The organism is Megasphaera indica, from assembly GCF_046614755.1.
Classification (GTDB): Bacteria; Bacillota; Negativicutes; order Veillonellales; family Megasphaeraceae; genus Megasphaera; species Megasphaera intestinihominis.
Genome location: NZ_JBKKJR010000002.1, coordinates 123953 through 147402 on the forward strand (window position 1 = coordinate 123953; position 23450 = coordinate 147402).

17 protein-coding genes are annotated in these 23450 nt (G+C 55.5%); 2 read left to right on the plus strand and 15 right to left on the minus strand.

Annotated elements, in window-relative coordinates:
- Positions 1-20: 20 nt before the first annotated feature.
- The 9 genes from ACFCTO_RS02130 to ACFCTO_RS02170 form a co-directional block, all read right to left on the minus strand.
- Positions 21-755 carry a hypothetical protein gene (locus tag ACFCTO_RS02130; RefSeq protein WP_499876310.1) on the minus strand — a complete coding sequence of 245 codons (735 nt, stop codon included), beginning with the start codon at positions 753-755 and terminating at the stop codon, positions 21-23.
- 355 nt (positions 756-1110) lie between these two features.
- Positions 1111-2391 (minus strand): amidohydrolase, encoded by a 1281-nt coding sequence (locus ACFCTO_RS02135; protein WP_499876311.1) that lies wholly within the window; start codon positions 2389-2391, stop codon positions 1111-1113.
- An 18-nt stretch (positions 2392-2409) separates the two neighbouring features.
- Positions 2410-3651, minus strand: a complete 1242-nt coding sequence (locus ACFCTO_RS02140) for an adenosylhomocysteinase (RefSeq protein ID WP_014016682.1) — start codon at positions 3649-3651, stop codon at positions 2410-2412.
- Between the two features lie 27 nt (positions 3652-3678).
- Positions 3679-4725 (minus strand): S-methyl-5-thioribose-1-phosphate isomerase, encoded by a 1047-nt coding sequence (mtnA, locus tag ACFCTO_RS02145; RefSeq protein WP_020310938.1) that lies wholly within the window; start codon positions 4723-4725, stop codon positions 3679-3681.
- Positions 4725-5519 carry an S-methyl-5'-thioadenosine phosphorylase gene (gene mtnP / locus ACFCTO_RS02150; RefSeq protein ID WP_292261973.1) on the minus strand — a complete coding sequence of 265 codons (795 nt, stop codon included), beginning with the start codon at positions 5517-5519 and terminating at the stop codon, positions 4725-4727. Before mtnP ends, mtnA begins: the two co-directional genes overlap by 1 nt.
- A gap of 21 nt (positions 5520-5540) precedes the next feature.
- Positions 5541-6437, minus strand: coding sequence for an Hsp33 family molecular chaperone HslO (hslO, locus tag ACFCTO_RS02155; RefSeq protein ID WP_499876312.1), 897 nt, complete (start codon positions 6435-6437; stop codon positions 5541-5543).
- A gap of 601 nt (positions 6438-7038) precedes the next feature.
- Positions 7039-7383, minus strand: coding sequence for a hypothetical protein (locus ACFCTO_RS02160; RefSeq protein WP_370841807.1), 345 nt, complete (start codon positions 7381-7383; stop codon positions 7039-7041).
- A 197-nt stretch (positions 7384-7580) separates the two neighbouring features.
- The gene (locus ACFCTO_RS02165) at positions 7581-8000 is read right to left on the minus strand and encodes a DUF2335 domain-containing protein (protein WP_020311628.1); all 420 of its coding nucleotides are present in this window, start codon (positions 7998-8000) and stop codon (positions 7581-7583) included.
- Positions 7984-8193 (minus strand): hypothetical protein, encoded by a 210-nt coding sequence (locus ACFCTO_RS02170; protein WP_020311629.1) that lies wholly within the window; start codon positions 8191-8193, stop codon positions 7984-7986. Before ACFCTO_RS02170 ends, ACFCTO_RS02165 begins: the two co-directional genes overlap by 17 nt.
- A 1222-nt stretch (positions 8194-9415) precedes the next feature.
- Here ACFCTO_RS02170 and ACFCTO_RS02175 point away from each other — a divergent pair.
- A complete protein-coding gene (locus tag ACFCTO_RS02175) occupies positions 9416-10051 on the plus strand; it encodes an SIMPL domain-containing protein (protein WP_499876313.1) in 636 nt (211 codons plus the stop codon).
- A 1248-nt stretch (positions 10052-11299) separates the two neighbouring features.
- On the opposite strand, the gene ACFCTO_RS02180 is transcribed toward ACFCTO_RS02175, so the two are convergent.
- Positions 11300-12550, minus strand: coding sequence for an aromatic amino acid transport family protein (locus tag ACFCTO_RS02180; protein WP_499876314.1), 1251 nt, complete (start codon positions 12548-12550; stop codon positions 11300-11302).
- A gap of 197 nt (positions 12551-12747) precedes the next feature.
- Between ACFCTO_RS02180 and ACFCTO_RS02185 the strand changes: the two genes are divergently transcribed.
- The gene (locus tag ACFCTO_RS02185) at positions 12748-13203 is read left to right on the plus strand and encodes a DUF6173 family protein (RefSeq protein ID WP_292301404.1); all 456 of its coding nucleotides are present in this window, start codon (positions 12748-12750) and stop codon (positions 13201-13203) included.
- 244 nt (positions 13204-13447) lie between these two features.
- Here ACFCTO_RS02185 and ACFCTO_RS02190 read toward each other — a convergent pair whose 3' ends face one another.
- From ACFCTO_RS02190 to mfd, 5 genes are all read right to left on the minus strand, one after another.
- On the minus strand, positions 13448-16492 hold the full coding sequence (locus ACFCTO_RS02190) for an efflux RND transporter permease subunit (RefSeq protein ID WP_499876315.1): 3045 nt from the start codon (positions 16490-16492) through the stop codon (positions 13448-13450).
- Positions 16489-17580 carry an efflux RND transporter periplasmic adaptor subunit gene (locus tag ACFCTO_RS02195; RefSeq protein WP_499876316.1) on the minus strand — a complete coding sequence of 364 codons (1092 nt, stop codon included), beginning with the start codon at positions 17578-17580 and terminating at the stop codon, positions 16489-16491. Before ACFCTO_RS02195 ends, ACFCTO_RS02190 begins: the two co-directional genes overlap by 4 nt.
- Positions 17577-18038, minus strand: a complete 462-nt coding sequence (locus ACFCTO_RS02200; RefSeq protein ID WP_499876317.1) for a MarR family winged helix-turn-helix transcriptional regulator — start codon at positions 18036-18038, stop codon at positions 17577-17579. Before ACFCTO_RS02200 ends, ACFCTO_RS02195 begins: the two co-directional genes overlap by 4 nt.
- Positions 18039-18500: 462 nt before the next feature.
- Positions 18501-20075 carry a putative polysaccharide biosynthesis protein gene (locus tag ACFCTO_RS02205; RefSeq protein WP_292301174.1) on the minus strand — a complete coding sequence of 525 codons (1575 nt, stop codon included), beginning with the start codon at positions 20073-20075 and terminating at the stop codon, positions 18501-18503.
- Positions 20068-23352, minus strand: a complete 3285-nt coding sequence (gene mfd / locus ACFCTO_RS02210; RefSeq protein ID WP_499876318.1) for a transcription-repair coupling factor — start codon at positions 23350-23352, stop codon at positions 20068-20070. The genes ACFCTO_RS02205 and mfd overlap by 8 nt, the downstream gene beginning before the upstream one ends.
- Between the last annotated feature and the right edge of the window lie 98 nt (positions 23353-23450).

A 23450-nucleotide genomic window follows, 5' to 3' on the forward strand; every position in this document is an offset into this window, starting at 1 on the left:
AATACCATGCCTATGAATAGCTAACGCTTGACCTTCCCTGCGGCCGTGACCCGTGCCTTCCCTTCTACATCCACACGACCTTTGCCGTAACGGGCCAAGGACTTCCAGGACAGTTTTTTCACCTTGTTCCTCAGCTTCTCTTGGAGTTTACCGAACTGATCCATCGTCATATCTTTTTTCTCCGACAAGGTGATGTCCGGGACTCCAAAGGTATTCCAGTACACTTCCATTTTCTCTACAGCCGGATCCCAATGGGTAAAATAGTAGCTTTCACACACCAGGTTCCCATTCCCGTCCAGATGGTATTCTCCCAGTATGGAAAGGCTGGCACCCCCGGATCCCTGGTTCAGGAACCGTCCGTTTCCCAGATAGTACCAAGCGTTCCGGTAAAAGCCGCTGAACACCTGATGGAGCTGGCCGTCCCGGATGGTGAACAGGTTAGTGAGCCGGTTGTCCTGACCGATCAGCAGTTCCGGCTTCCCATCTCCGTTGCAGTCCAGCAGCTGGTACTTCACCGCTTCCAGCCCCTGTTCCGGGGACAGATCCCGCACGCCTTCCCAGACGGCCATCAGGTCGTCCCGTTCCTCACCGAAGAGAATATAGCTGCTGCCACTTTGGACCATGGTATACAGCGTGTCCAGTTCCCGGTCATAGACCTCTTCTCTGCTGGAAGCTCCAGCCAGTCCGGACAGGCCGATGAGAAAGATCATCAGACACAGACAGGCCCTCTGCGTCCAGCCCTTCTTTCTTTTCATAGCTTCCCTCCTACAAATCCATCCGGTACAGTTTGACTTCCGTGCCGCGGACTTCGCAGCCAGCCAGAAGCACGCACGGGGCCAGTCCTGCCAGAAGTGCCGATTTCCAGTTCTTTTTCACAATGCCCTCCTGCTCATACTCAAAAATACATACGCAGTTTATACTTAATACCATTTTACTAAATCCAAGGAGCAAGCACACTGTAATTTATTACAGGTATAGACAAAAAAAGGCGCTGTCGCATGAAGACAGCGCCTTTTGAGTATTAAGTTGGCAATGAGGAAATTCCAACATAACCTGCGGCGGGCTCGCCACGTGCAAGCCCCTACAGGCATGAGTCACGAACCACTAAAACTAAATCTGTGCAAAGAGTTTCTTCCGGGTCCGTTCGGCTTCGGCTTTGATCTTTTCGATGTCCAGTTTGGTGAATTCTTTATGGCGTAAGAGGACTTCGCCATTGACCAGGACCGTATCGACATCCATGCTGTTGGCACTGTAGGCCATGAGGCTCAGGGTGTCGTTCTTGGGGTACCAGTGCAGGCCTTCGCGGTCGACGAGGGTGATGTCAGCTTTGTAGCCTGTTTCCAATTTGCCGACGTCCGTATAGCCCAGGCACTTGGCGCCGCCTTCGGTCAGCATGTTGATGGCCGTTTCGGCCGGGATGACCAGCGGGTCCAGGGTATTGGCCTTGTGGATGAGCGTAGTCAGGCGCATTTCTTCGACGATGTCCAGGTTGTTGTTGCTCGATGCCCCGTCGGTGCCGAGGCCGACCGTGATGCCTTTGGCCAGCATCTTGGGGACCGGCGCGATGCCGCTGGCCAGCTTGAGGTTGCTGCCTGGATTGTGAGCGACGCGGACGTGCTTTGCCGCCATGATATCCAGGTCATCATCATCGACCCAGACGCAGTGGGCAGCCAGGCAGCCGCAGTCCAATACGCCGATTTCATCCATCAGGGCGATCGGCGATTTGCCGTATTGCTGCTTGATGTTTTCCACTTCCCCTTTGGTTTCGCTGAGGTGGATATGGATTTCGGCGCCCAGTTCCCGTGCCTGGTCGACGAATTTATGGAGATAATCAGGCGGGCACGTATACGGCGCATGCGGCCCCATCATGACCGTGATGCGGCCATCGGCCTTGCCGTGCCAGTCGAGGAAGAGCTGGCGGTTTTCATCGAGGCCGGCCTGGGCATTCGGCCCGATACCGATACTGCCGCGGCACAAGCAGGCGCGGATGCCCGATTCTTCGACGGCGCGGGCTTCCTGGTCCATGTGGTCGTACATATCGGCATAGGCCGTCGTACCGCAGCGGATCATTTCGGCAATGCCCAGCATGGACTGGGCGTAAATGACATCGTCCGTCAATTTGGCTTCAGCCGGCCAGATTTTCTTTTCCAGCCAGTCCATGAGCTGCATGTCGTCGGCATAACTGCGGAAGACCGTCATGGCTACATGGTTATGGGTGTTGACGAAACCCGGCAGGGCCAGCATGCCCTTGCCGTCGATGACTTCATCATAGTCCGATGCCTTCGGCGCTTCGGGAAATCCCGTGATGCGCGAGCCGTCGATGGCGATGTTCTGGCCTTCTAAGACGCCGTGGTCCTGGTAGAGGGCTACGTGCTGAATCAGTTTTTTCATCGTTTCCCCTCCTGGTCCTTAGTCGAGATTCAAATATTTACGCTGTTCTTCGCTGAGCGTGTCGATGGCATAACCCATGGAAGCCAGTTTGATCTTGGCGATTTCCGTGTCGATTTCATGGGGCAGGACATAGACATGATTGCCCAGTTCGGCATGGTGTTCGAGGATGTATTTAGCAGCCAGGGCCTGGACGGCAAAGGACAGGTCCATGATTTCAGCCGGATGACCGTCACCGGCAGCCAGGTTGACCAGGCGGCCTTCAGCCAGGAGGTTGATGACATGGCCGTTCGGGAGTTCATAGCCTTCAATGTTGTGGCGGGCTTCAAAGTGGCGGACTGCCAGGGCTTCCAATTCGGGTTTGTTGATTTCTACGTCGAAGTGACCGGCATTGGCCAGGACGACGCCGTCTTTCATGTTCTTCATGTGTTCGCCGCGGATGACGTCCTTGTCGCCGGTCAGGGTGACGAAGATATCGCCGACTTTAGCGGCTTCAGCCATGGGCATGACTTCAAAACCGTCGAAAACGGCTTCGATGGCTTTGATCGGGTCGACTTCGGTGACGATGACATGAGCGCCCAGGCCTTTGGCACGCATAGCGCAGCCCTTGCCGCACCAGCCATAGCCGGCGACGACGACTTTCTTGCCGACGACGGTCAGGTTCGTCGTGCGCATGATGCCGTCCCACGTGGACTGACCTGTGCCGTAGCGGTTATCAAAGAGGTATTTGCAGTACGAATCGTTGGCTGCGACCATGGGGAACTTCAATTCGCCGGCTTTGTCGAGGCCGTGGAGACGGTTGACGCCTGTCGTCGTTTCTTCCGTGCCGCCCAGGAGATTTTCCATGGCATCGGCCCGCGTCGTGTGCAGGAGATGGACCTGGTCGCCGCCGTCATCGATGATGATGTCCGGATGATGGTCCAGGGATTTATTGAGGAAATCGAAGTATTCTTCGTCCGTTGCGCCATACCAGGCATAGACGGTCAAGCCATCTTCGACGAGGGCTGCAGCGACATCGTCCTGCGTGGACAAGGGGTTGCTGCCGGTGACGATGACGTTGGCGCCGGCGCGATGAAGGACTTCTGCCAAATAGGCCGTCTTGGCTTCGAGATGGACGCTGACGCAAATCGTTTTGCCTTTAAAGGTCTGGTCGGCTTTCAGTTTGTCGCCAATGGCATTGAGGGCCGGCATGTGACGATCGACCCAGCTGATTTTTTCATGACCGCTTTTAGCTAACTTGATATCGCGAATAATAGATTCCATACGAGTAAGACCTCTTTCTGTAATGAATTAGTGTTGGAAAAACGCCGGTACGGATATGGCATCCGGCCGGTGGATGATGCCCTGTTCCGTCACGATGGCGCGGATATTTTCATGAGGCGTCACATCGAAGGCGGGATTGAAGACGGGCGTTTCGGGGAGGGCTGCCGCCGCACCCCGGAAAGAACGGACTTCATCGTGATTCCGTTCTTCAATAGGGATCTGGCTGCCGTCGGCAATGGACAAATCGAAAGTCGAAGCCGGCGCAGCGATGTACAGGGGAATATCCAGTTCCCTTGCCATCAGGGACAGGCCGTAAGTCCCAATCTTATTGGCCGTATCGCCATTGGCGGCGATGCGGTCGGCGCCGACGATGATGGCATCGACGCCTTTCGTCTTAAGCGTCCAGGCCGCCATGTTGTCGGTAATGAGCGTCACCGGGATATGGTCAGCCATGAGCTCGAAAGCCGTCAGGCGGGCGCCCTGCAGGAGGGGCCGCGTTTCATCGGCGTAGACCATGGACACCCGGCCCCGGCGATGGAGCTCGCGGATGACGCCCAGCGCCGTGCCGACGCCAGCCGTAGCCAGGGCCCCGGCATTGCAGTGCGTGAGCAGCGTCAAGGGACGGCCTATCTTTTCCAGCTCGTCGGCCCCGAACCGGGCCATAGCCGTATTGATGGCGATATCGGCTTTATGGATGGCCACGGCCTTTTCTTCCAGGGCTGCCGTCGTGGCTTCAGCACCGTCGGCTTCATGCTGGCGGGCACAAGCCATCATCTGGGTCAGGGCCCAGTGCAGGTTGACCGCCGTCGGCCGGGCCGCATCGAGGTCCCGGCAGATAGCTTCCAGGTCCGTCAAAAAGGGCGTATCTCCCCCTTTCTGGCACAGGGTCCGCGCCGCCAGGACGACGGCATAAGCCGCAGCGACGCCGATAGCCGGCGCCCCACGGACAGCCAGGACGGAAATGGCCTGGCGCACGTCCTGCCAGGAATGGCAGGGCAGATAGATTTCTTCAAAGGGCAGCTTCGTCTGGTCCAGGAGGAACAGCGTGCCCGCTTGCCAGCGCAGTGTATCCATTATACCGTAAACCCTCCATAAGCCTGCAGGGTGTGGCGGCAGGCGCAGTCCTCATTATCATATAATTCGATGCTCTTCAGGATGAGCTGCTGCAGGCGCTGGGAATTCTCGGCCATAGCTTTGACGACTTCCTCATGGGTCAGGGGCGTCGGCGAAATGCCGGCGGCAAAATTGGTGACCATGGAAATCGTGGCATAGCAGATTTCCGCTTCCCTGGCCAGGCAGACTTCGGGGACGTTGGTCATGCCGACCAAATCGCCGCCGAGCTTTTCATACATCCTGATTTCAGCCGGCGTCTCGAAGCGGGGCCCTTCCGTGCAGACATAGGTTCCCTTATCATGGAGCGTATAACCGCCAAGGGCCTGAGCCGCAGCCGCTACGGTCCGGCGCAGGGTCGGGCAGTACGGTTCGGTCATGTCCACGTGGACGACGCCGTTTTCGCCGCCGTCGAAGAACGACGTATGACGGCATTTGGTGAAATCCAGGAACTGGTCGGGCAGGACGAAATCGCCCGGCTTGTCATCGCGGTTCAGCGAGCCGACAGCCGTCGTCGACAAGATGGCCGTGACGCCCAGGCGCTTCAAGCCCAGGATATTGGCCCGGTAATTGATGAGGTGCGGCGGAATGGAATGATTCCGGCCGTGGCGGGGCAAAAAGACGAGTTCCTTATCCTTATACGTCCCCTGCCAATAATGAATGGTCCCGTAAAAGGTATCCATATAGTCTTCATGGACATTGGACAAAATCTTCGGGTCGCAGACACCGGTACCGCCGATGATGGCAATGAGTCCCATCGTAAAACCTCCTTCGGAGAATCAATTCTTCTTATGGCGCTGGGCAGCCGCTTCATACAGCGCTGCCAGTTCATCGTGAGACAATACGTATTTGGCCCCGCAATACTGACAGGTCATTTCCACCTGCGGGTCCTTCAAGAGGGCTTCCTTATCTTCCTGGCGCAGGGACAACAGGGCATTTTCAAAGCGCTGGCGCGAGCACGTGCAGCGCCAGTACAGGTTCTGCCGGTAGAGTTCCTTGAAATGCATACCGCCGAGGATGATGTCGATGAGGCCTTCACCATTGGGATGGTCCTGCAAATACGTCGTCAAAGCACCGACCTGGGTGATATGGGCTTCGACACGGGCCAGGTCTTCATCCTTCGCGCCCGGCAGGGCCTGGACGAGGAAACCGCCGGCTGCAGCAATGGTGTAATCCTGGCTGACCAGGACGCCCAGGCTGATCGTCGACGGCACCTGTTCCGATGTGAACAGATAGTAAGCGATGTCTTCGGCAATTTCACCGGACACCAAATCGGCCTGGCTCGTATAGGTCGTCTTTTCCGGCGTGAAACGCGTCACCGTCAACTGGCCGTGCTGACCGACACCGGCTGCCACATCGAGCTTGCCATTGACCTTCAGCGGCAGGTCGACCTGCGGATTGTCTACATAGCCGCGGAGCTTATTCGTATCGAAGCAGTCTGCATGGACGGCACCTAAGGGCCCGTCACCGGCGACCTTCAGGGAAACGCCTTCGTGGTTCTTATAATCGCCAGCCAACAGGGCTGCGCCGGTCATCGTCCGGCCCAGAGCCGCACTAGCCACAGGCGACAAATTATGGCGCTGCCGTGCCTTCTCGACGATACCCGTCGTCAAGGCAATAGATACCCGGATGAGCTCATCCGATGTATAATGAATGATCTGGTTGCGTGTAATCATGTATGTTCTATCCTTTCTTTACAAATCCAGTCTCTATTATACAACATCGGTGCAGACCTAGCCAGTGCCTTTTGCATGTGTTTGGGGGCCTATCGGCCCCGCCGGCCGCAGGCCGCCTCGGACTCAAACGCCGCTTCGCGGCAACAGACTCAAAAGAACAACATCGCCTCGAGTGACCCTCGTCTCGTAAAAAAATAGTGGCTCGTGGCTCGTAAAAGCCTGCCATTATACTCGAATGGGCTGTGATGAAATCTCTCTGGCGGGCTTCCCCTCTACTGCGGTCCGTTTCAGCAACCGTCTTGCCATTCCTTACAGTCATGACCTGACGGACTGAAAAGGCACGGGAAGCCCCTACAGTTCGGCCATGGCCGTGTATTTTTTGTAGCCTGCGGACCACGCTCTTTTTTCATCGCCTGGCTGCGATTCCGTAGGGGCCGTCCCAACGGGCGGCCCGCGTGAATCCTATGCATATCCGGAATTTATGACGGACGGCGCATGGTCGTAATACAATCATGAATCTGTCGCTGCGGAACGCCGCATCTGAATCCAAAAAGGCCACACATGATAGCCGCTGCTCCATGCATGGTCTCTTTATCATCAACTAAATCCCATATTCCTTAAAAAGTTTTTCACGAAAATCAGCATCGGAAGCCGCTTTGGCTACATCATCATGACGATTCTCTTTCAATAAAAGGCTCATCAACATACCAAGTCTCTCTTCACCTTCTTTGCGGCCTTTGGTGCGTCCTTGAGCTTCGCCTTCTTTACGACCTTTGGCCTCTCCCTCTTTACGCCCCTCAGCTTTGCCTTCTTCAAAGGCATCGCGATGATCCGAGTTATAGTCGAGGATGGCGAGTTCGCGATTGATGTAGGCCAGGCGTTCAGCGTCATTCTGAAGGAAGGTCCGGGCGGCATCTACGGCTTTATGGATGGCTTCATCGCTCATGATCAGTTCCCTCCTTCTAATCCACATGCATGAACAAGACAATCCCTATCATGCTGACGGGTCGCCCACGGGCGACCCCTACGATGGTATGAGCTGGTTAGCAAAGTAAGCCAGCCAGCGTTCCTTTTTTGTCATGTCACGGATTCGCTTCTTCGGCAATGAAAAACAGCACTGTTGGACAGAGTTCTTATCACACTTTATTTTTTCAAAATACCCGTTGCTATAAGAGCTATAAACCCGAGTCCACTTAAGCCTGCAAATGTAATATTGCCCAAATATAGACTATAAAAAACCACCCCTAAGATAGCCATGCAAATAACAAACGCCATCCATTGGCCTCTTCGGTCCCGATTTATGGTGCCTTGAACTTCCAGTAATTCTTTTTGCCGTATATGTTCTGAATTCTCTTTAAACTCTTGTAATATTATTTTAGGAGCATCGGCATAAATATTTTTATATTTTTCCATCATTTCAGGCGGTGGAATAGGGCCTTGATACTGATATGCAGATTGATGTTGAAGCACTACTCCAGTCGCATTACGATTATTAGATTTATTTTTGATTTCGTTCCTTTTGGGTACAGGTTGATTATTCAACTGGTTATTTTTCTTGTTCAATCCGGCTGCCCACCTCCTCAATAGTAGTCCATAGCGTTTTTCCTGTTTTAGCCCAACTTTCGTTAGTTATAGAAGCAGCATCATTGTGCGTATTTTTTGAATAATCAGTCTGTGGAAAAACAGTAAATGTCGAGAGGCCGCACATCAGCATCGCAAATAAAGCTTTCATTTTCATATTTAATTTTCTTGCCATATTGCCACCTCCTATTAGGATAAATAGAATAAATACAATAGCGGATTTCATGGGCAGTCAATTGATTTTTCAACAGATTCACCACTCCTTTCTTTATTATAGCATGAAACAGAACGAGTAGGATATTACCCATACCTCCATGATACAACAGAAAAAGGACGGTTCTGGAAAACTTAATCGTTTTCTAATCATTTTTGAACCAAATCCAAAATATTTAAGGATTCGTTAATGTAGATTGGGGCCTATCGGCCCCGCCGGTCGCCTCGGACTCAAATGCCGCTTCTCGGCAACAGACTCAGAATGACAACATCGCCTCGAGTGACCCTCGGCTTGTGGAAAAAATAGTGGCTCGTTGTTCGTGGTTCGTGGCTCGTAAAAACCTACCATTATACTCGAATGGGCTGTGATGAAATCTCTCTGGCGGGCTTCCCACGGGAAGTTCGGCCATGGGCCGTGTATTTTTTGTGGCCTGCGGACCACGCTCTTTTTTCATCGCCTGGCTGCGATTCCGTAGGGGCCGTCCCAACGGGCGGCCCGCGTGAATCCTATGCATATCCGGAATTTATGACGGACGGCGCATGGTCGTAATACAATCATGAGTCTGTCGCGGCGGAACGCCGCATCTGAGCCAAAGGAAAGGCCGTGGCGTGTTATTCGTAATCAAAAAACATACCATCAAAACCGAATGGGCTGTGGTCAAATCTCGCAGCGGGCCGCCTTACCCAGGCGGCCCCTACGCACATGGCCGTTGGCCGTGTATTTTTATGACCTGTGACTGCGTTCATTCCCATCGCCTGACTGCGATTCCGTAGGGGCCGTCCCAGAGCCTTTCTAGCCCGTCAGGTACAGGACCGGTTATCAGAACGGACAACAGCGTCGGGCGGCCCGCTACGCGCGGAGGGCTTCCCGACGCGTCGTTGTCAGTCCGAGCGTGTCGCGGCGGAACGCCGCATCTGAATCCCATCCCTGGAAACAAAAGATTCACGCCTTTCTAAAACAAAAACAAATCCATTATAAATTTAGATATTTTTTATTATAACACAAATGACAAATACACAGTACGGTGAGTAGGCAGGCCGCCTTTGAGTCTGTCGCGGCAAAGCCGCATCTGAATCCGAGCCAACCGCGGTCTATTTCTCCAAATTTTGAAAAAGCAAGGAATTTTAGTATAATGTAGTTAGATTTTTCTTATGTTGTGGAATTTCACTGAGGAGGTTGTCTTATGGGAAAATTGACGATACGAGGCAAAGCTAGCATGAATTGCACCTATGACATAGTAATCCTCGAAATTGAGTTCTATAAAGATGGTAATACGGCCAATGCGGCGATGGACGCAGTTTTGACACAGTGCGAATCCTTCTTATCCTATCTGGACAGCCAAGGTGTCCCTATAAATCAGATTTCTATGGAACAGGACGAAGTGGAACGGCATTATGACGAAGATAATGAAGAATATTATTACACGGCTTCCAGAAAAATCGTAATCCGCATGAGTTTCGATATGCCCTTTATCAACATGATACTGGATCACGTCCGCCAGCAAAACTATGACATCGCTATCGAAAGTAGTTATAAATTATCAAATGAACGGGAAATCCACGATGAACTCATCAAACAGGCTGTCGCCAATTCCAAACATCAGGCAGAAGCCATCGCAGCTACGGTAGGGAAAAAAATCATTGGCATCAAATCGGTATCTATGAATAACTATAGCGAAGATTCAATCCGTTATTGTGATATGCTGGCGCCTGATTCGCTAAGATATGAAAAGCCCAAATCCTTAGACCTCTCTAACCAGCTGGCCGCCAATTCAACAACAGAAAGCGAATCCGTCGACGTCGAGTGGATTATTGATTGAAGAACATAAAGGATTAAAGGGGCTTGACGCACGATGACAAGCCCCTTTAAAGTTGTTAGTGGCTAGCAGTTAGTTGTTAGCGGATGACTTTAAATTTAAAGCTTTTCTCTGCAAACTACAAACTCCATACTACAAACTATAAAGAGAAGGGGCTCCGCATGATGACATAAGCCTTCATGCGACAGTCCCTTATTTTGTATATAAAAACACCCTGGCTTTACGACTATTCTTGCGTTATCGTTAACTATGCAAAATAAAAAAGCAGCTTAATCATCAACATTCTCCCAACAAGGGGAACTGCGACGATTGAGCTGCTTTTTTCTTACCCGCCCCCTTGCGGGGATTATGGTTCTTATCGCGACGCAAAAACTGCATATAGAGGGCCGTGGCAGGCGCGTTTCCGTCCCCTTGCGGGGATTATGGTTCTTATCCGCACCCTTTATAAATGCCTTTATGAAGCCGTCGAAATGGCATTTTGCGGGGCGGATCATATATTTTCATCATTTTTCATCTTTTGCAAGAAAATGATTTTCAAAAAATCGTTCGGTCCTGAATTTTAAGGCAGCGGGGCGGAATCGTTCTGCTTGTATTTTCAAAAAGCAAGTTAGGCACATAAATAATGTTTGCCTGACTAATTCATATTATAACACAAGTTCATAAAAAATCGTAGTTCGCAAAGGCCTGCCATTAGACAAGAGTAGGTTGTGATCAAATCTCGCAGCGGGCCGTCCAGCCACAGCTGTCCGTTTTGGCGGCCGTAGCGACGTCCCGCATGAATCCTGTATGCAGCCGGAATTTATAACTAATGGCATACGGTCGTAATACAATAATGAATTTGTTACAGCGTAGCCGCATCCGTAGGGTCCGCCCAAATTCTTTTTGACCTTCGAGTACAAGCGATGGACAGAACGGATAGCAACAGCGGGCGGCCCGCTACGCGCTAAGGGCTTCCCGAAGCGTCGTTGTCAGTTTGAGTCTGTCGCGGCGGAACGCCGCTTCTGATTCCGAAAAAAAGCCGCGGCTCCTCTCCCTTCTCTCTTCTTTATAGGTAACGCGTTACAGAGGCACGGGAAGCAAAAAAAAAAGCGGCTGTCGCATTAAGCCAAAAATGCATAATGCAACAGCCGCTTCCGGGATATGTACGATTTCCCGATCTACTTGCCAGAAAAATTGTCCCAATTCCTAACGGGTCGCCCACGTGGCGTCCCCTACTATCCTAAAAATACTCTGCAGATTACAAACGCTATCCTACCACGCCGCAGGCAGCCAGCCGCAGAGGCTGAGGATGGCGTAGACGCCGGCACTGGCAAAGAGGAGGACGACCAGGGTCTGCATGATGGGATGGGCGATCCAGCCGCATTGCCAACATGGTTTCTTGTCGCCGTGTTTCCGGGAACTGCGCAGCATGAAGACGGGCAGGATGGACATGATGATGCCGCCGAAGGTGCCGGCGCTGAAGATGGCGTTGACGAAGCCGACGAGGCCGCTGTAGGCCAGGAGGACCGGCGGGATGACGATGAAGGCCAGGCAGGCCGCCCGCGTGCGGATATCCGTTTCCGACTTGAAGCCCAGGCGGTCGATCATGTTGGTCAGGAAACTTTCGGCAATGGCCCAGAATGACGTCAGCATGGCGCAGAAGGCAAAGGCATTGACGATGACGAAGAAGACCGGCGACCCCAGGGCGCGGCCCCAGGACAAGGATGCGACTTCCGAGATTTCATCGACGGGCAGCATGAGGAAGACGGCCAGCGGGACCAGGGCCAGGACGACGAAGGAAATGCCGGCCCCGGCCAGGATGGACGGGACGAGTTTCCCCGGTTCGTGCGTGAAGCCCCGGGAAATTTCCGGTACGATGTACTGGACGGCGTAACAGAAGACGGCAATGTTGAAGACCGGCACGGCATACATCCAGTGGGTATAGAGGATATCTGCAACAGGTACGCGGGCCGAAAAAAGTGACGCGCCGACGAGGAGAATAAGCATGGCCGTCATACCTGAACTCAAATATTTCTCTGCTACCCCGGTTGCCTTGAGGCCCAGCCAGACGACGCTCGTCGCCCCGAGGGCAAAGAGGCAGCTGGCCATTTCCAGGGAAATGCCGAAGAATTCGCTCAATATCTTGCCGCAGCCGCTGGTATAGGCGATGAGGCTGCAAAACGACGTGGCCCCGACGGAAAAGAAAATCAGCCAGGAACCGATCTTGCCGACGTACTTTTCAGCCAGGCCCGACAGCTGTAAGGGCCTCGTAGTGCGCAGCGTCGCTTCGGCGACATAGAGCATGGAGATGATAGAAAAAAAGCCTGCTACGACAAGCCACGTAAGCAGGACGGGCCAGCCGGCATTGCGACTGGCAAAAGCTAAACCTAAAACACCGGAACCTATGGTAGACCCGACGACCATCATCGTAGCCTCCATAAACGTAAGACGATGTACCTTGAGAGCCGCCTCTTTTTTCGCAGCTCCCGCCGATATAGTGTCCAACTCGTTCACATATTCCATGAAGAAAAAACCTCTTTTCGTGTGAAAATATGTTACCTGACGTCAGCATGTCTTGACCATTATACCATATCAGCATAGGGATTCCAAGAAAAAATATAGGGATTCCAAGAAAAAATCCTGCCACTCGGAAAAAAGCAGCAGGAATCGCCTCGTTCTATGTCGAAATGATATAGTGAGAATGATAAGGAGGGATTTTTATGGCAGATGTAAAGGATAAGAAAAAACAACAAAAGGCCCCCGAAAAAGAGGCAGCTGCAGAAAAGGAACTGACCATCCTCCAGCCCGGCGCCGTCCCGGAAGAAGAAGACGACCCGGAAGCGCCCTATCTGGCTTCTGACATGTATCAGCGCATCGTCGCCCTGATCAACAACTTCGAATCGGGCCTGCCCGACGACATGCAGGCCGGCGGCCGCCTGGTATCGGCTGGCGACATCACCTTCAGCATCCAGGACATCGGCTACTGGGACCCGAACATGATCGTATTCTATGGCGAATTGTCCGACGGCTCGGCGGTCGAACTGGTCCAGCACATTTCCCAGCTCAACCTGCTCCTCGTCGCCGTCCCCCGCCACGACGACATCGAAAAGCCGCGCCGCATCATCGGCTTCAACCGCAAGAACGAACCGGATATCGCTACGGATCCGGAAGACTGACGCCTCAGGCTTTCGGAGCATGGCAAAAAAGTCCTGCCGCATGTGCGACAGGACTTTTTAAGTGGCTAGTGATTAGCGGATGGTCTTAAATTTAAAACTATCTTCTACAAACTACAAACTCCGTACTGCAAACTTTTAATAGCAACCTCTCAGTCAGCTTCGCTGACAGCTCTCCTATAAGGAGAGCCCTTGCGGGCCGCCTTTCAGGACGGCCCCTACGAGCCACGAACCACGAGCCACTAAGCTAACTCGTTCTCTTTACTTTGAACCAGGTAGCGTACATGGTCGGCAAGACCAGCAGGGTCAGGACGGTGGCGACGAAGAGGCCGCTGGCGATAGCGACGGCCAGGGGGCCCCAGAAGACGCTGCGCATGAGGGGTATCATGCCCAGGATAGCCGCAGCGGCCGTGAGCATGATGGGCCGGAAGCGCATGACCGCCGAGTCGATGACGGCATGCCATGGGTCTTCGCCGGCAGCCATATGTTTCTGTATCTGGTCCAGGAGAATGATGGAGTTGCGGATGATCATGCCGCCCAGGGCCAGGATGCCCAAATCGGCGACGAAGCCCAGGGATTTCCCGAAAAGGAGCATCCCCCAGGAGACGCCGATGAGTCCCATAGGCGCCGTAATCAGGGCCAGGAACATGAGCGACGGACTGCGCAGCTGGAACATGAGCAAGGTCATGATAATGATGACCATGACCGGTACCGGTACCAGGAGGTACTTCAGGGACTTCTGGCTGTTTTCCAGGGCCCCGTCGACTTCGACGGTATAGCCAAAGGGCATGCTTTCCCGGATATCGGCAATGGAATCGTAGGCTTTCTGCGTCGCATCGTTGGCCGTACCGGACTTGATACCGCCGTTGATGGTGATGGTCGGTTTCAAATCGCGGCGCCAGATGAGGCCATCTTCGCCTTTATAGGAAATAGTGGCAATCTGTTCCAGCGGCACGTAACCGGCCTGGCCTACGTAGACGGGCAGGCTCTTGATCTTGGCCAGGTCATTGCGGTCGCTGTCCTGGAGGCGCAGCTGGATGCCGATGGTCTTGTCGGCCGCATAGTATTGGGCGACCGTCGCCCCGGACAGTTCCGTATACAAGGTCTGGGCAATGTCTTCACCGGAAATGCCCATGGCCCGCAGCTTATTCTGATCCAGGTCGACGTGCATGATCTTATTTTTCTGGTCCCAGTTGAGGAAGACATTTTCCGTATTCGGGTCCTTGGCAATGCGCGCCGCAATCTGTTGGGCATAAGCTTTGACCTTATCCGTATCGTAGCCGGATACGCGCAGCATGATGGGGTAATCCGACGGCGGCCCTAAGGGCACGTTCTTGACGTTGCAGCGGACGTTGGGGAACTTGTCGGCCATTTCCTGTTTAATGGACTGCGTCAATTCTTCCCTCGTCTGCGTATCCTTGGCGACGACGACGAACTGGGCGTAGTTATTGGCCGGCAGGACCGGTTCGATGGTCAGGACGAAACGCGGTGCCCCTTCGCCGACGTAGTACGAATAATCTTTGAGCTTCGCCTGCTGACTGTCCAGATACTGGGCAAAGCGGGACGCTTCTTTCTGCGTGGCCTGCATGGACGAGCCTTCAGGCAGGGTCATTTCGACGATGAGTTCCGGCCGCAGAGAGGGCGGGAAAAATTCCTGGGGAATGAGTTTCATCATGCCGACGGACAAGATGAACATAGCCGCTGTCCCGCCGATGACTAATACCCGGTGGGTCAGGCACCAGGTCAGGACCTTGCGGAAGAAGACGTAGAACCGGCTCTGATACAAGGGCTCCGGCTCTTCGCCTTTGGCCACTTTCGGCTTGATCAGGTAATAGCCGAAGAGCGGTGCCACCATGACCGATACGATCCACGACAGGACCAGGGCCGCCGTGATGACCGGGAACAAGTCCTTACAGAATTCTGACGCTGCCCCATCGGCAAAGGCGACGGGAATGAAGCCGGAGCAGGTAATGAGGGTCCCCGTCAGCATGGGCTTGGCCGTCGCCTTGAAGGCATAGCAGGCCGCATCGACGCGGTTCATGCCCTTCTCCAGCTGGACCGTCATCATTTCGACGGCAATGATGGCGTCGTCGACGAGGAGGCCCAGGGCGATGATCAGGGAACCTAAGGAAACCTTATGCAAGTCGATGCCGGCTACTTCCATGACACAGAAGACGCCGGTCAGGACCAGTGGGATACAGAAAGCGACGACCAGGCCCGTCCGCAGTCCCAGGCTGAGGAAGCTGACGACGAGGACGATGATGATGGCTTCACGCAGGGTGTTGGTAAAGTCGCTGATGGACTCTTTGACGACCTGCGGCTGGTCCGATACCTGGTGGATTTCCATGCCGGCCGGCAAATCGGATTTGACGCTTTCCTGCAACTTCTTCAAGTTTTCGCCGAGCTGGAGGTTATTGCCGCCGCTCTTCATGGACAAGGCGATACCGACGGCAGGCTTGCCATTATAGAACATCTTCGGGTCCGCCGGTTCTGTATAGCGCCGTTCGACCGTGGCGATATCGCCCAGGCGGAAGACGCGGCCATTGGCATTGATGGGCAGGTTGCGGATGGCTTCGACGTCTTCAAAGACACCGGACAGGCGCAGGTAGACATTGTCAGACTGAGTGTCGACCATACCGGCCGGCGTCATCTGGTTCTGGCCTTTGACGGCATTGGCGATGGTCGTCGGCGCAATGCCCAGTTCGGCCAGTTTGGAATTGGCCACTTCGATGTAGACCTTTTCCGACTGTTCGCCGACGAGTTCGACTTTGCTGACATCGTCGACGGACATCATCATGCGGCGTATCTTTTCCGCTTTCTGACGCAATTCTTCATACGAATAGCCATCGCCGGTGACGGCATAGATAGAACCGTAGACGTCGTCGAAACGGTCGTTGTAATAAGGCCCATAGACGCCTTCGGGCAAATCTTTCTTCATATCTTCCGTCAAATTGCGGACTTCATGCCAGGTGCTGCGGATGCTGTCGCGCGGCGCTTTGTCGTCGAGGTAGACGTAGATGACCGACTGGCCGGGCCGGGAATAACTCTTGATGTAATCCAGGTTCGGCGTATCCTGCAGTTTCTTTTCGATCTTATCCGTCACCTGTTCCTGCATCTGTTCCGCCGTGGCACCGGGCCAGGCGACGGAGACGACCATAGTCCGTACGGTATACGTCGGGTCTTCCATGCGGCCCAGTTTCATGTAGGAAAAGATGCCGGCAATGGCGACGAGGATGATGAAGTACCAGACGAGGACGCGGTTGTGAATAGAGACTTCCGATAAATTTCTCATTCATCTTCCCCCTCTACGCGGACTTTCTGTCCTTCACTGAGCATATGGACGCCGGCCGTGACGACGACATCGCCGCGGCTGAGGCCCGTGACTTTGACCGTATTATCGCCAAAATCCTGGACCGTCACGTCTTTCAGGGATAAGGTCTTATCCTTGCCGACGACCCAGACCTGGGGCGTGTCGCCGGTCTGATAGATGGCGGCCAGCGGCAGGACGAAGGTATCTTCAGCGGCTGCCTGTTCACTTCCGTTGGCAACGGTCGCCGTCATGCCGAGCTGCATGCCGTCCGGCGGATTGGGCAGGGAAATATTGACCTGGTACGTCCGCGACGCCGCATCGGCCATAGGAGCCACTTCGCGGACGACACCGGCGGCCTGCTGGTTCTGGAGGGCCCAGAAGGTGACGGTCACGTTCTTGCCGACCGGGAAATCAGCCAGTTTATTTTCCGGTACATTGACCTGGACTTCCAGGTCCCCTGAATGGACCAGGGTGACTACAGTCTGGCCGGCAGCGACGACCTGGCCGACTTCCGCCGATACGGCTGAGATGACGCCGTCGGCATCGGCCGTGAGCTGCGTATAGGATAACTGGTTTTCCTGCGCCTGCTGGGCTGCCAAGGCCTGGTTATACTGGGCCGAAGCCTGGTCGTAAGCCGTCTGGTACTGGTCCAGGACGGACGCGCTGATGGCATCCATATCGTATAATTGCTGATAACGGGTTAAATTGGACTGGGCCAGCTGGAGCTGAGCAGCAGCGGCGTCGACCTGGGCCTGGGTCTGATTGACAGCCTGGGCCACGTCTTTCGGGTCGACCGTCATCAGGACGTCTCCGGCATGGACCTGGGAGCCGAGCTGCACGTTGCGGGCCGTAATGCGGCCGCCGGCCTGGAATGACAAATTACTCTGGTATCGGCCCTTGACCGTCCCCGAATAGGTACCGGCCGTCGTGCCCGCCGTTTCACTGCCGACCTGGATGCCCTTGACCAGCTGGGGCTGTTCGGCCTGCTGGGTCTGCTGGCCGCAGCCTGTCAGGCCCAAGGCCGTCAGGACGGCTATGACGAGGACTGTATATTTCCAATCGCGTTTCATGGCTTCATCTCCTTTGTGGGATTAAGGGCAGCAATATCGGCTTCAGCGGCATTGTCGGCCACATGATGCATGAGCTGCAACGCCGGCCCCAGCGTCACCTCATCGACGCCCTGGACGAGGACGTCGACCCATTTCCTTAAAATCTCTTCCATCGTATCCTGCAGCTCCCGGGCCTTGGGCGTCAAATAGAGATACTTGTAACGCCGGTCCGTCCCCTGCTGGCGCCGGCTGACGAATCCCTTCGCCTCCAGCGTCTTCAGATTCCGGGCCACCAGGGCCTTATCGGCCTGCATGACCTGACAGAGCTCATTCTGCCGGCAGCCATCGTGGCTGTACAAACTCAGGAGCGTCACATGTTCTGAATAAGACAAATTCCAAGGACGGCACGCTTCGGCCACATAGGCTTGGGAACGCTGGTTGATGACACTGAAATCATGACCAGCCTTCAAATAATCCATGTGCTGCATCCCCTTTTCTTCAGTAATTAGTTGATTTGCTCAACTATCTGTTTCCAGTATAGCAAAAAGAACGGGAAAAAGCAAGGGACGCAGCCTAGAGCCGTTCATCGTAGGTCGTTCATCGTTCATCGAATTTTTGGGATAACGTCCCTGCCGGTCGCAGTTTGCAGATTGCAGGCCGCATCGTAGGGGACGTCCTGTTAAGGCGTCCTGCCTCTGCTGTCCGTTTTGGCAACCGTCTTGCGCCTTCCGCTGGTCGGCACCTGACGGGCCAAAAAGGCCGCGTGAATCCTGTGCATAGCTGGATACACGATAAGTGGCTCGTTGTTCGTGATTCGTGGTTCGTAAAAACCTGCTATTATACCAGAACAGGCTGTGATAAAATATCGCAGCGGGACGCCTTTTAGGCGTCCCCTACGCACAAGGCCGCAGGCCATGTAATTTTTGCGGCCTGCGTCTTTCCTACAAATGTATCCGCCGGCTTACTTTCTTCCCGACGACGGGAATCTTTTCGATATCTTCTGCCGTGAGGGCCCGGAAGACGACGAGGCCGATGAGGTAGACCAGGGCTGCAGCCATGATGGCGGCGATGGTGGCCACGGCGTTGCCGAAGAGGACGAACAGGGCGTGGTGGACGAGCCAGGCCGTACCGGCCATGGCGGCGCCGGCCAGGAAGAGTTTCCCGATGTAGCCCCACTGGACGCGGTAGGCAATGTATTTACGGGCAAAGTAAAGGTTGAGCGCCGTAGCGACGGCCAAATCGGCATTGGTCGCCCAGGCGGCGCCGACTTCGCCCAGCCAGGGAATGGCCGTCAAGTGCCAGCTGAGGATGATTTTGACGACGGCCGCGGCGGCCATGTTGTACAGTGGGACGGCCGCATGGCCCATGCCCTGCAAAAGGCCGCTGGTGATCTGCTGGAGGCCGACGAGGAAGACCGAAATGGACAGGACGCAGATGGCCGGTCCCGCTGCCGGCGTCGCATAGAGGAGCCGGGAAATGGGTACGGCCAGGACGGCCAGGCCCAGGCAGGCCGGCACGGTGATGACGTTGGCAATGCGCATGGCCGTGTCGGTCCGGTCGAGGATGACGTCCCGATTCCGCTGGGAAAAGGCCGCCGATACGGCCGGGACGAGGCTCGTCGCCAGGGCGATGGTCAAGATAGCCGGCAGCTGGACCAGGCCGTTGGCCATGCCCGTCAGATAGCCGTAAAGGGCCGTCGCCTGATGGGTGCTGTAACCAGCCGCTTCCAGGCGCAGGGGCACGATGAACAAGTCGATGCTGGCCACGGCCGGCAGGAGCATGTTGGCCGCCGCTACGGGCACGGCCAGGACGATGAGCCGGCGGATGATGCGCCGCGGCGACTGGATGACGAAAACGCCGTCGTCATCGGGCATGGGATGGCGGCTGTGACGGTAATACAGGAAAGCGATGAGTACCAGCCCTGCCGCCGCCCCCGGGACGGCGCCGAAAGCGGCACCGGCAGCGGCCCATTCCAGGCCTTTGGGCAAGAGAATCCAGGCCAGGACGAGCATGGTGCAGACCCGGACGAACTGGTCTGCCATCTGGGACAGCGCAGTCGGCGTCATGAGCTGCAGGCCCTGGAAATAGCCGCGGAAACAGCAGGCGATGACCGACAGGCTCAGGGCCGGCGCCAGGACGGCCAGGGCCGGAAAGGCCCGGCTATCGCGGACGATGCCCATTTCGACCAGGCCATGGGCGCCAAAAGGCAGGGCCAGGCCGCAGACGACGGCGACGACGGTCATGAAGGCCAGGGTCACATGAAAGATACGGCGAACGCCGCTGTAATGGCCTTTGGCCGCTTCCTCAGCGATCATGATGGACACGGCAATGGGAATCCCGGCGCCGATAATGCTCAGGAGCAGGATATAGACGGGATAAGCCATCTGGTACAGGCCGATGCCTTCGCCCCCCAAGAGGCGCGACAAGAAGATACGGTTCAGCCCGCCCAGGATTTTGACGACGATACCGGCCACGGTGAGGACCATGGCGCCCCGTAAAAAGGAGTTCTTACTCAAGGGAATTCCCCTTTCTCAATGATGAAAAGGCCACCAGCAGCGTCTGGATAAAGGCCAGGACGTCGGAAATCCCAGCCAGGGAGACGCGGACCATGACGGGCATGTTGGGCACCAGGCGGAAACGGCGGCGCAGGGACGGTTCCAGCTTGGAAAGGTCGGGCATATCGGCGACGCGCTGCCACTTCAATTCCAGGACGTCTTTCTTCTGAGCGATGAGGACCAATCCTTGGGCTTTGGCGTCGAGGCGCGTTTCCGTGACCTGCAGCAGTTTCTCTACGGGCTGGCTGGGCTTGCCGTAGCGGTCGGCCAGTTCCCGGCGCAGGTCGGCCAGTTCTTCTTTCGACGATAAGACGGCCAGGCGCTGGTACATTTCGATTTTCTGGCCGCCGTTCTGGATATAGTCGTCGTCGATGAAGGCGTCGACGTGGATTTCCATGACCGTTTCCGGTGGCGGCGGCGCTGCTTCCTTGCCGTTCTGAGCCTTGGCAATGGCATCTTCCAGCATATGGCAGTACATGGCAAAGCCGACGCTGGCGATATTGCCGTGCTGTTCCCGGCCCAGGAGGTTGCCGGCGCCGCGGATTTCCAGGTCACGCATGGCAATCTTGAAGCCCGAGCCGAGTTCGGTGAATTCCTTGATGGCCTGCAAGCGTTTTTCGGCGACTTCCGACAGGACCTTGTCGCGGCGGTAGAGGAAATAGGCATAGGCCATGCGATGGCTCCGACCGACGCGGCCGCGCATCTGATAGAGCTGGGACAGGCCGAAGTGGTCGGCGTCGTAAATGATGATGGTATTGGCATTGGCTACGTCCAGGCCGTTTTCGACCAGGCTCGAACAGAGGAGGACGTCGTATTTGCCTTCATAGAAATCGAACATGACCGATTCCAACAGGCTCCCGGCCATCTGGCCGTGGGCGATGCCGATGGTCACATCCGGCAAGAGGGCCTGGAGTTCGTCTTTCATCTTTTCGATGGTCGCAACGCGGTTGTAGACGAAGAAGACCTGGCCGCCCCGCCGTTTTTCGCGCATAATGGCATCGCTGACGATGCGGGCGTCGTATTCGGTCACATAGGTCTGGACCGGGAAACGGTCTGTCGGCGGCGTTTCGATGACGCACATTTCCCGCAGGTTGACCAGGGACATGTGCAGCGTCCGCGGAATCGGCGTGGCGCTCAGGGACAGGACGTCGATATTGGCCGCCCAGGCCTTCCATTTTTCCTTCTGGGCCACGCCGAAGCGCTGTTCTTCATCGACGACCAGGAGGCCCAGGTCCTTGAACTTGACCTTCTTGTTGAGCAGGCTGTGGGTCCCGATGAGGACGTCGATATCGCCGGTCAGGGTCCGGGCCAGGATATCTTTCTTTTCTTTATACGAGCGGAAGCGGTTGAGGACGTCGACGTGGACGCCGAAGGGACCGAAGCGTTCCATAAAGGTCTGGAAATGCTGCTGCGACAAGACCGTCGTCGGCACCAGGACGGCGACCTGCTTGCCGGCTGTGACGGTTTTGAAGATGGCCCGCATGGCCACTTCGGTCTTGCCGAAGCCGACGTCGCCGCAGACCAGGCAGTCCATGGGCGTCGGCCGTTCCATGCTGGCCTTGATGTCGCGGACGGCTTTCAGCTGATCTTCCGTTTCTTCATAAGGAAAGGCTTCTTCAAATTCCTTCTGGAACGGCGTATCCGGCGGAAAGGCATAGCCCTGGACGACTTCCCGCTTGGCATAGAGGGCGACGAGTTTTTCTGCCAGGTCGGTAATGGACTTCTGGGCCTTGGCCCGCGTCTTCTGCCAGTCGGAACCACCCATTTTCTGTAATTTCGGCGTATCCCCTTCGTTGCCGATATAGCGCTGCAACAAGGACAACTGGTCCGTCGGCACGTAGAGGATATCCTTGCCAGCATAGTGGATTTCCAGATAATCCTTGTGGACACCATCCATTTCAATGGTCTTGATGCCGATGTAGCGGCCGATGCCGTGGACTTCGTGGACGACGTAATCGCCGGGCTTGAGGTCCGTAAAGACGTTGATTTCCTGGCCTTTGGCGGTATGATGGCGCAGGCGCCGCTTCTGGGTGCCGAAGACATCCCGTTCGGCGACGACGACGATTTTGGCATAAGGCAGCTCGAAGCCGTCGTGGATTTCCCCTTCGACGACGTAGACGCCGCCTGGCGTACTCTGGTCATCGTCATAATCCCAGAACGGCAGCTCATGCTGCTTCATCCAGGCCTGGAGCGAAGCCCGCCGGTCGCGGCTGTTGATGACGAAGAGGATCGTATTCCCCAGGTCCCGCCAATGGTCCACTTCTTCTTCCAGGAGGTTGAACTGCTTCTGGAAACTGGCCATCATCTTGGCGGCAAAGCTTGCCGACGTGTCTATCATCATATCCGGCACGGACTGGGCCATGAGCGACAAGATGAGCTGCGGCCCCGGGTGCTGGGCTGTGACCAGATTTTTCCAGGACGCCAGGCGGCCCTTATAGTCGTCGGACTCCTTGAGGACCTTCTTCAGGCCTTCGCGGATGCGGTTCGGTTCATCCCAGATGATGACGCCCTGTTCGGCATAGTCCAGAAGCGTATATGTCTCGTCATCCTGGACAGTCAGGGAAATGGGCAGAATGCGGGCCTTTTCCCGCTGGTCCTGGGATTTCTGGCTGTCTGTATCGAACGTGCGCAGGCTGTCCAGTTCGTCGCCGAAGAACTCCAGGCGCAGGGGCTGCGGTTCATTGACGGCATAAATATCGACGATGTCGCCGCGGACGGAAAAATGACCGCGCCGTTCGACCATGTCGACCCGTTCATAGCCGGCGTCGACGAGGTGCTGCAACAATTCGTCGCGGTCGTAGTCCTGATGGATGGCCACGTCGATAGCGGCGGCATCGATGCGCTGCGGCGCCATGACGTACTGGGCCGCTTCTTCCGGTGCCGCCAGGATCAGGAGCCGGTCACCCTGGCGCAGGCGGCCCAAGGCTTCCATCTGCCGGGCCGTCCGGTCCAGGCTCTTGGCCGTCGTCGTAAAGACGGCCTTGTCGACGACAGGGAAATCCAGGACTGGCAGGTCCGGTACCAAAAAGGCCAGGTCCGCCATCCAGGCCGCAGCCTGTTCCCGCGACGGGACGACGAGGACGGCCTGCCCCGGCTTTTCCGTCAGGGCCTTGGCGACGAGGGCGCTCTTGACGGAACCGCTGAGGCCGTAGATACTATGACAGCCGGGCTGGGAAAAAGCAGCCACGGCAGAGCGGATATTTTCATCTTGATTCATCCATTGAAAGAATTGCTTCATATCGTTTTTACCTCATGACAAATTGGGGCTGTCGCATGAAGCCCTGGAAAACAAGGCGGTCCATGCGCAGCCCTTATCGTGATTCAACTGCAACTATT

Excerpts from the sequence above, each read along its gene's own strand:
- ACFCTO_RS02200 (WP_499876317.1), bottom strand. The coding sequence starts at position 18,038 with ATGGATTATTTGAAGGCTGGTCATGATTTCAGTGTCATCAACCAGCGT.
- ACFCTO_RS02175 (WP_499876313.1), top strand. The coding sequence starts at position 9,416 with ATGGGAAAATTGACGATACGAGGCAAAGCTAGCATGAATTGCACCTAT.
- ACFCTO_RS02185 (WP_292301404.1), top strand. The coding sequence starts at position 12,748 with ATGGCAGATGTAAAGGATAAGAAAAAACAACAAAAGGCCCCCGAAAAA.
- ACFCTO_RS02170 (WP_020311629.1), bottom strand. The coding sequence starts at position 8,193 with ATGGCAAGAAAATTAAATATGAAAATGAAAGCTTTATTTGCGATGCTG.
- ACFCTO_RS02180 (WP_499876314.1), bottom strand. The coding sequence starts at position 12,550 with ATGGAATATGTGAACGAGTTGGACACTATATCGGCGGGAGCTGCGAAA.
- ACFCTO_RS02160 (WP_370841807.1), bottom strand. The coding sequence starts at position 7,383 with ATGAGCGATGAAGCCATCCATAAAGCCGTAGATGCCGCCCGGACCTTC.
- hslO (WP_499876312.1), bottom strand. The coding sequence starts at position 6,437 with ATGATTACACGCAACCAGATCATTCATTATACATCGGATGAGCTCATC.
- ACFCTO_RS02190 (WP_499876315.1), bottom strand. The coding sequence starts at position 16,492 with ATGAGAAATTTATCGGAAGTCTCTATTCACAACCGCGTCCTCGTCTGG.
- ACFCTO_RS02195 (WP_499876316.1), bottom strand. The coding sequence starts at position 17,580 with ATGAAACGCGATTGGAAATATACAGTCCTCGTCATAGCCGTCCTGACG.
- ACFCTO_RS02130 (WP_499876310.1), bottom strand. The coding sequence starts at position 755 with ATGAAAAGAAAGAAGGGCTGGACGCAGAGGGCCTGTCTGTGTCTGATG.
- mtnP (WP_292261973.1), bottom strand. The coding sequence starts at position 5,519 with ATGGGACTCATTGCCATCATCGGCGGTACCGGTGTCTGCGACCCGAAG.
- ACFCTO_RS02135 (WP_499876311.1), bottom strand. The coding sequence starts at position 2,391 with ATGAAAAAACTGATTCAGCACGTAGCCCTCTACCAGGACCACGGCGTC.
- mfd (WP_499876318.1), bottom strand. The coding sequence starts at position 23,352 with ATGAAGCAATTCTTTCAATGGATGAATCAAGATGAAAATATCCGCTCT.
- ACFCTO_RS02140 (WP_014016682.1), bottom strand. The coding sequence starts at position 3,651 with ATGGAATCTATTATTCGCGATATCAAGTTAGCTAAAAGCGGTCATGAA.
- mtnA (WP_020310938.1), bottom strand. The coding sequence starts at position 4,725 with ATGGATACACTGCGCTGGCAAGCGGGCACGCTGTTCCTCCTGGACCAG.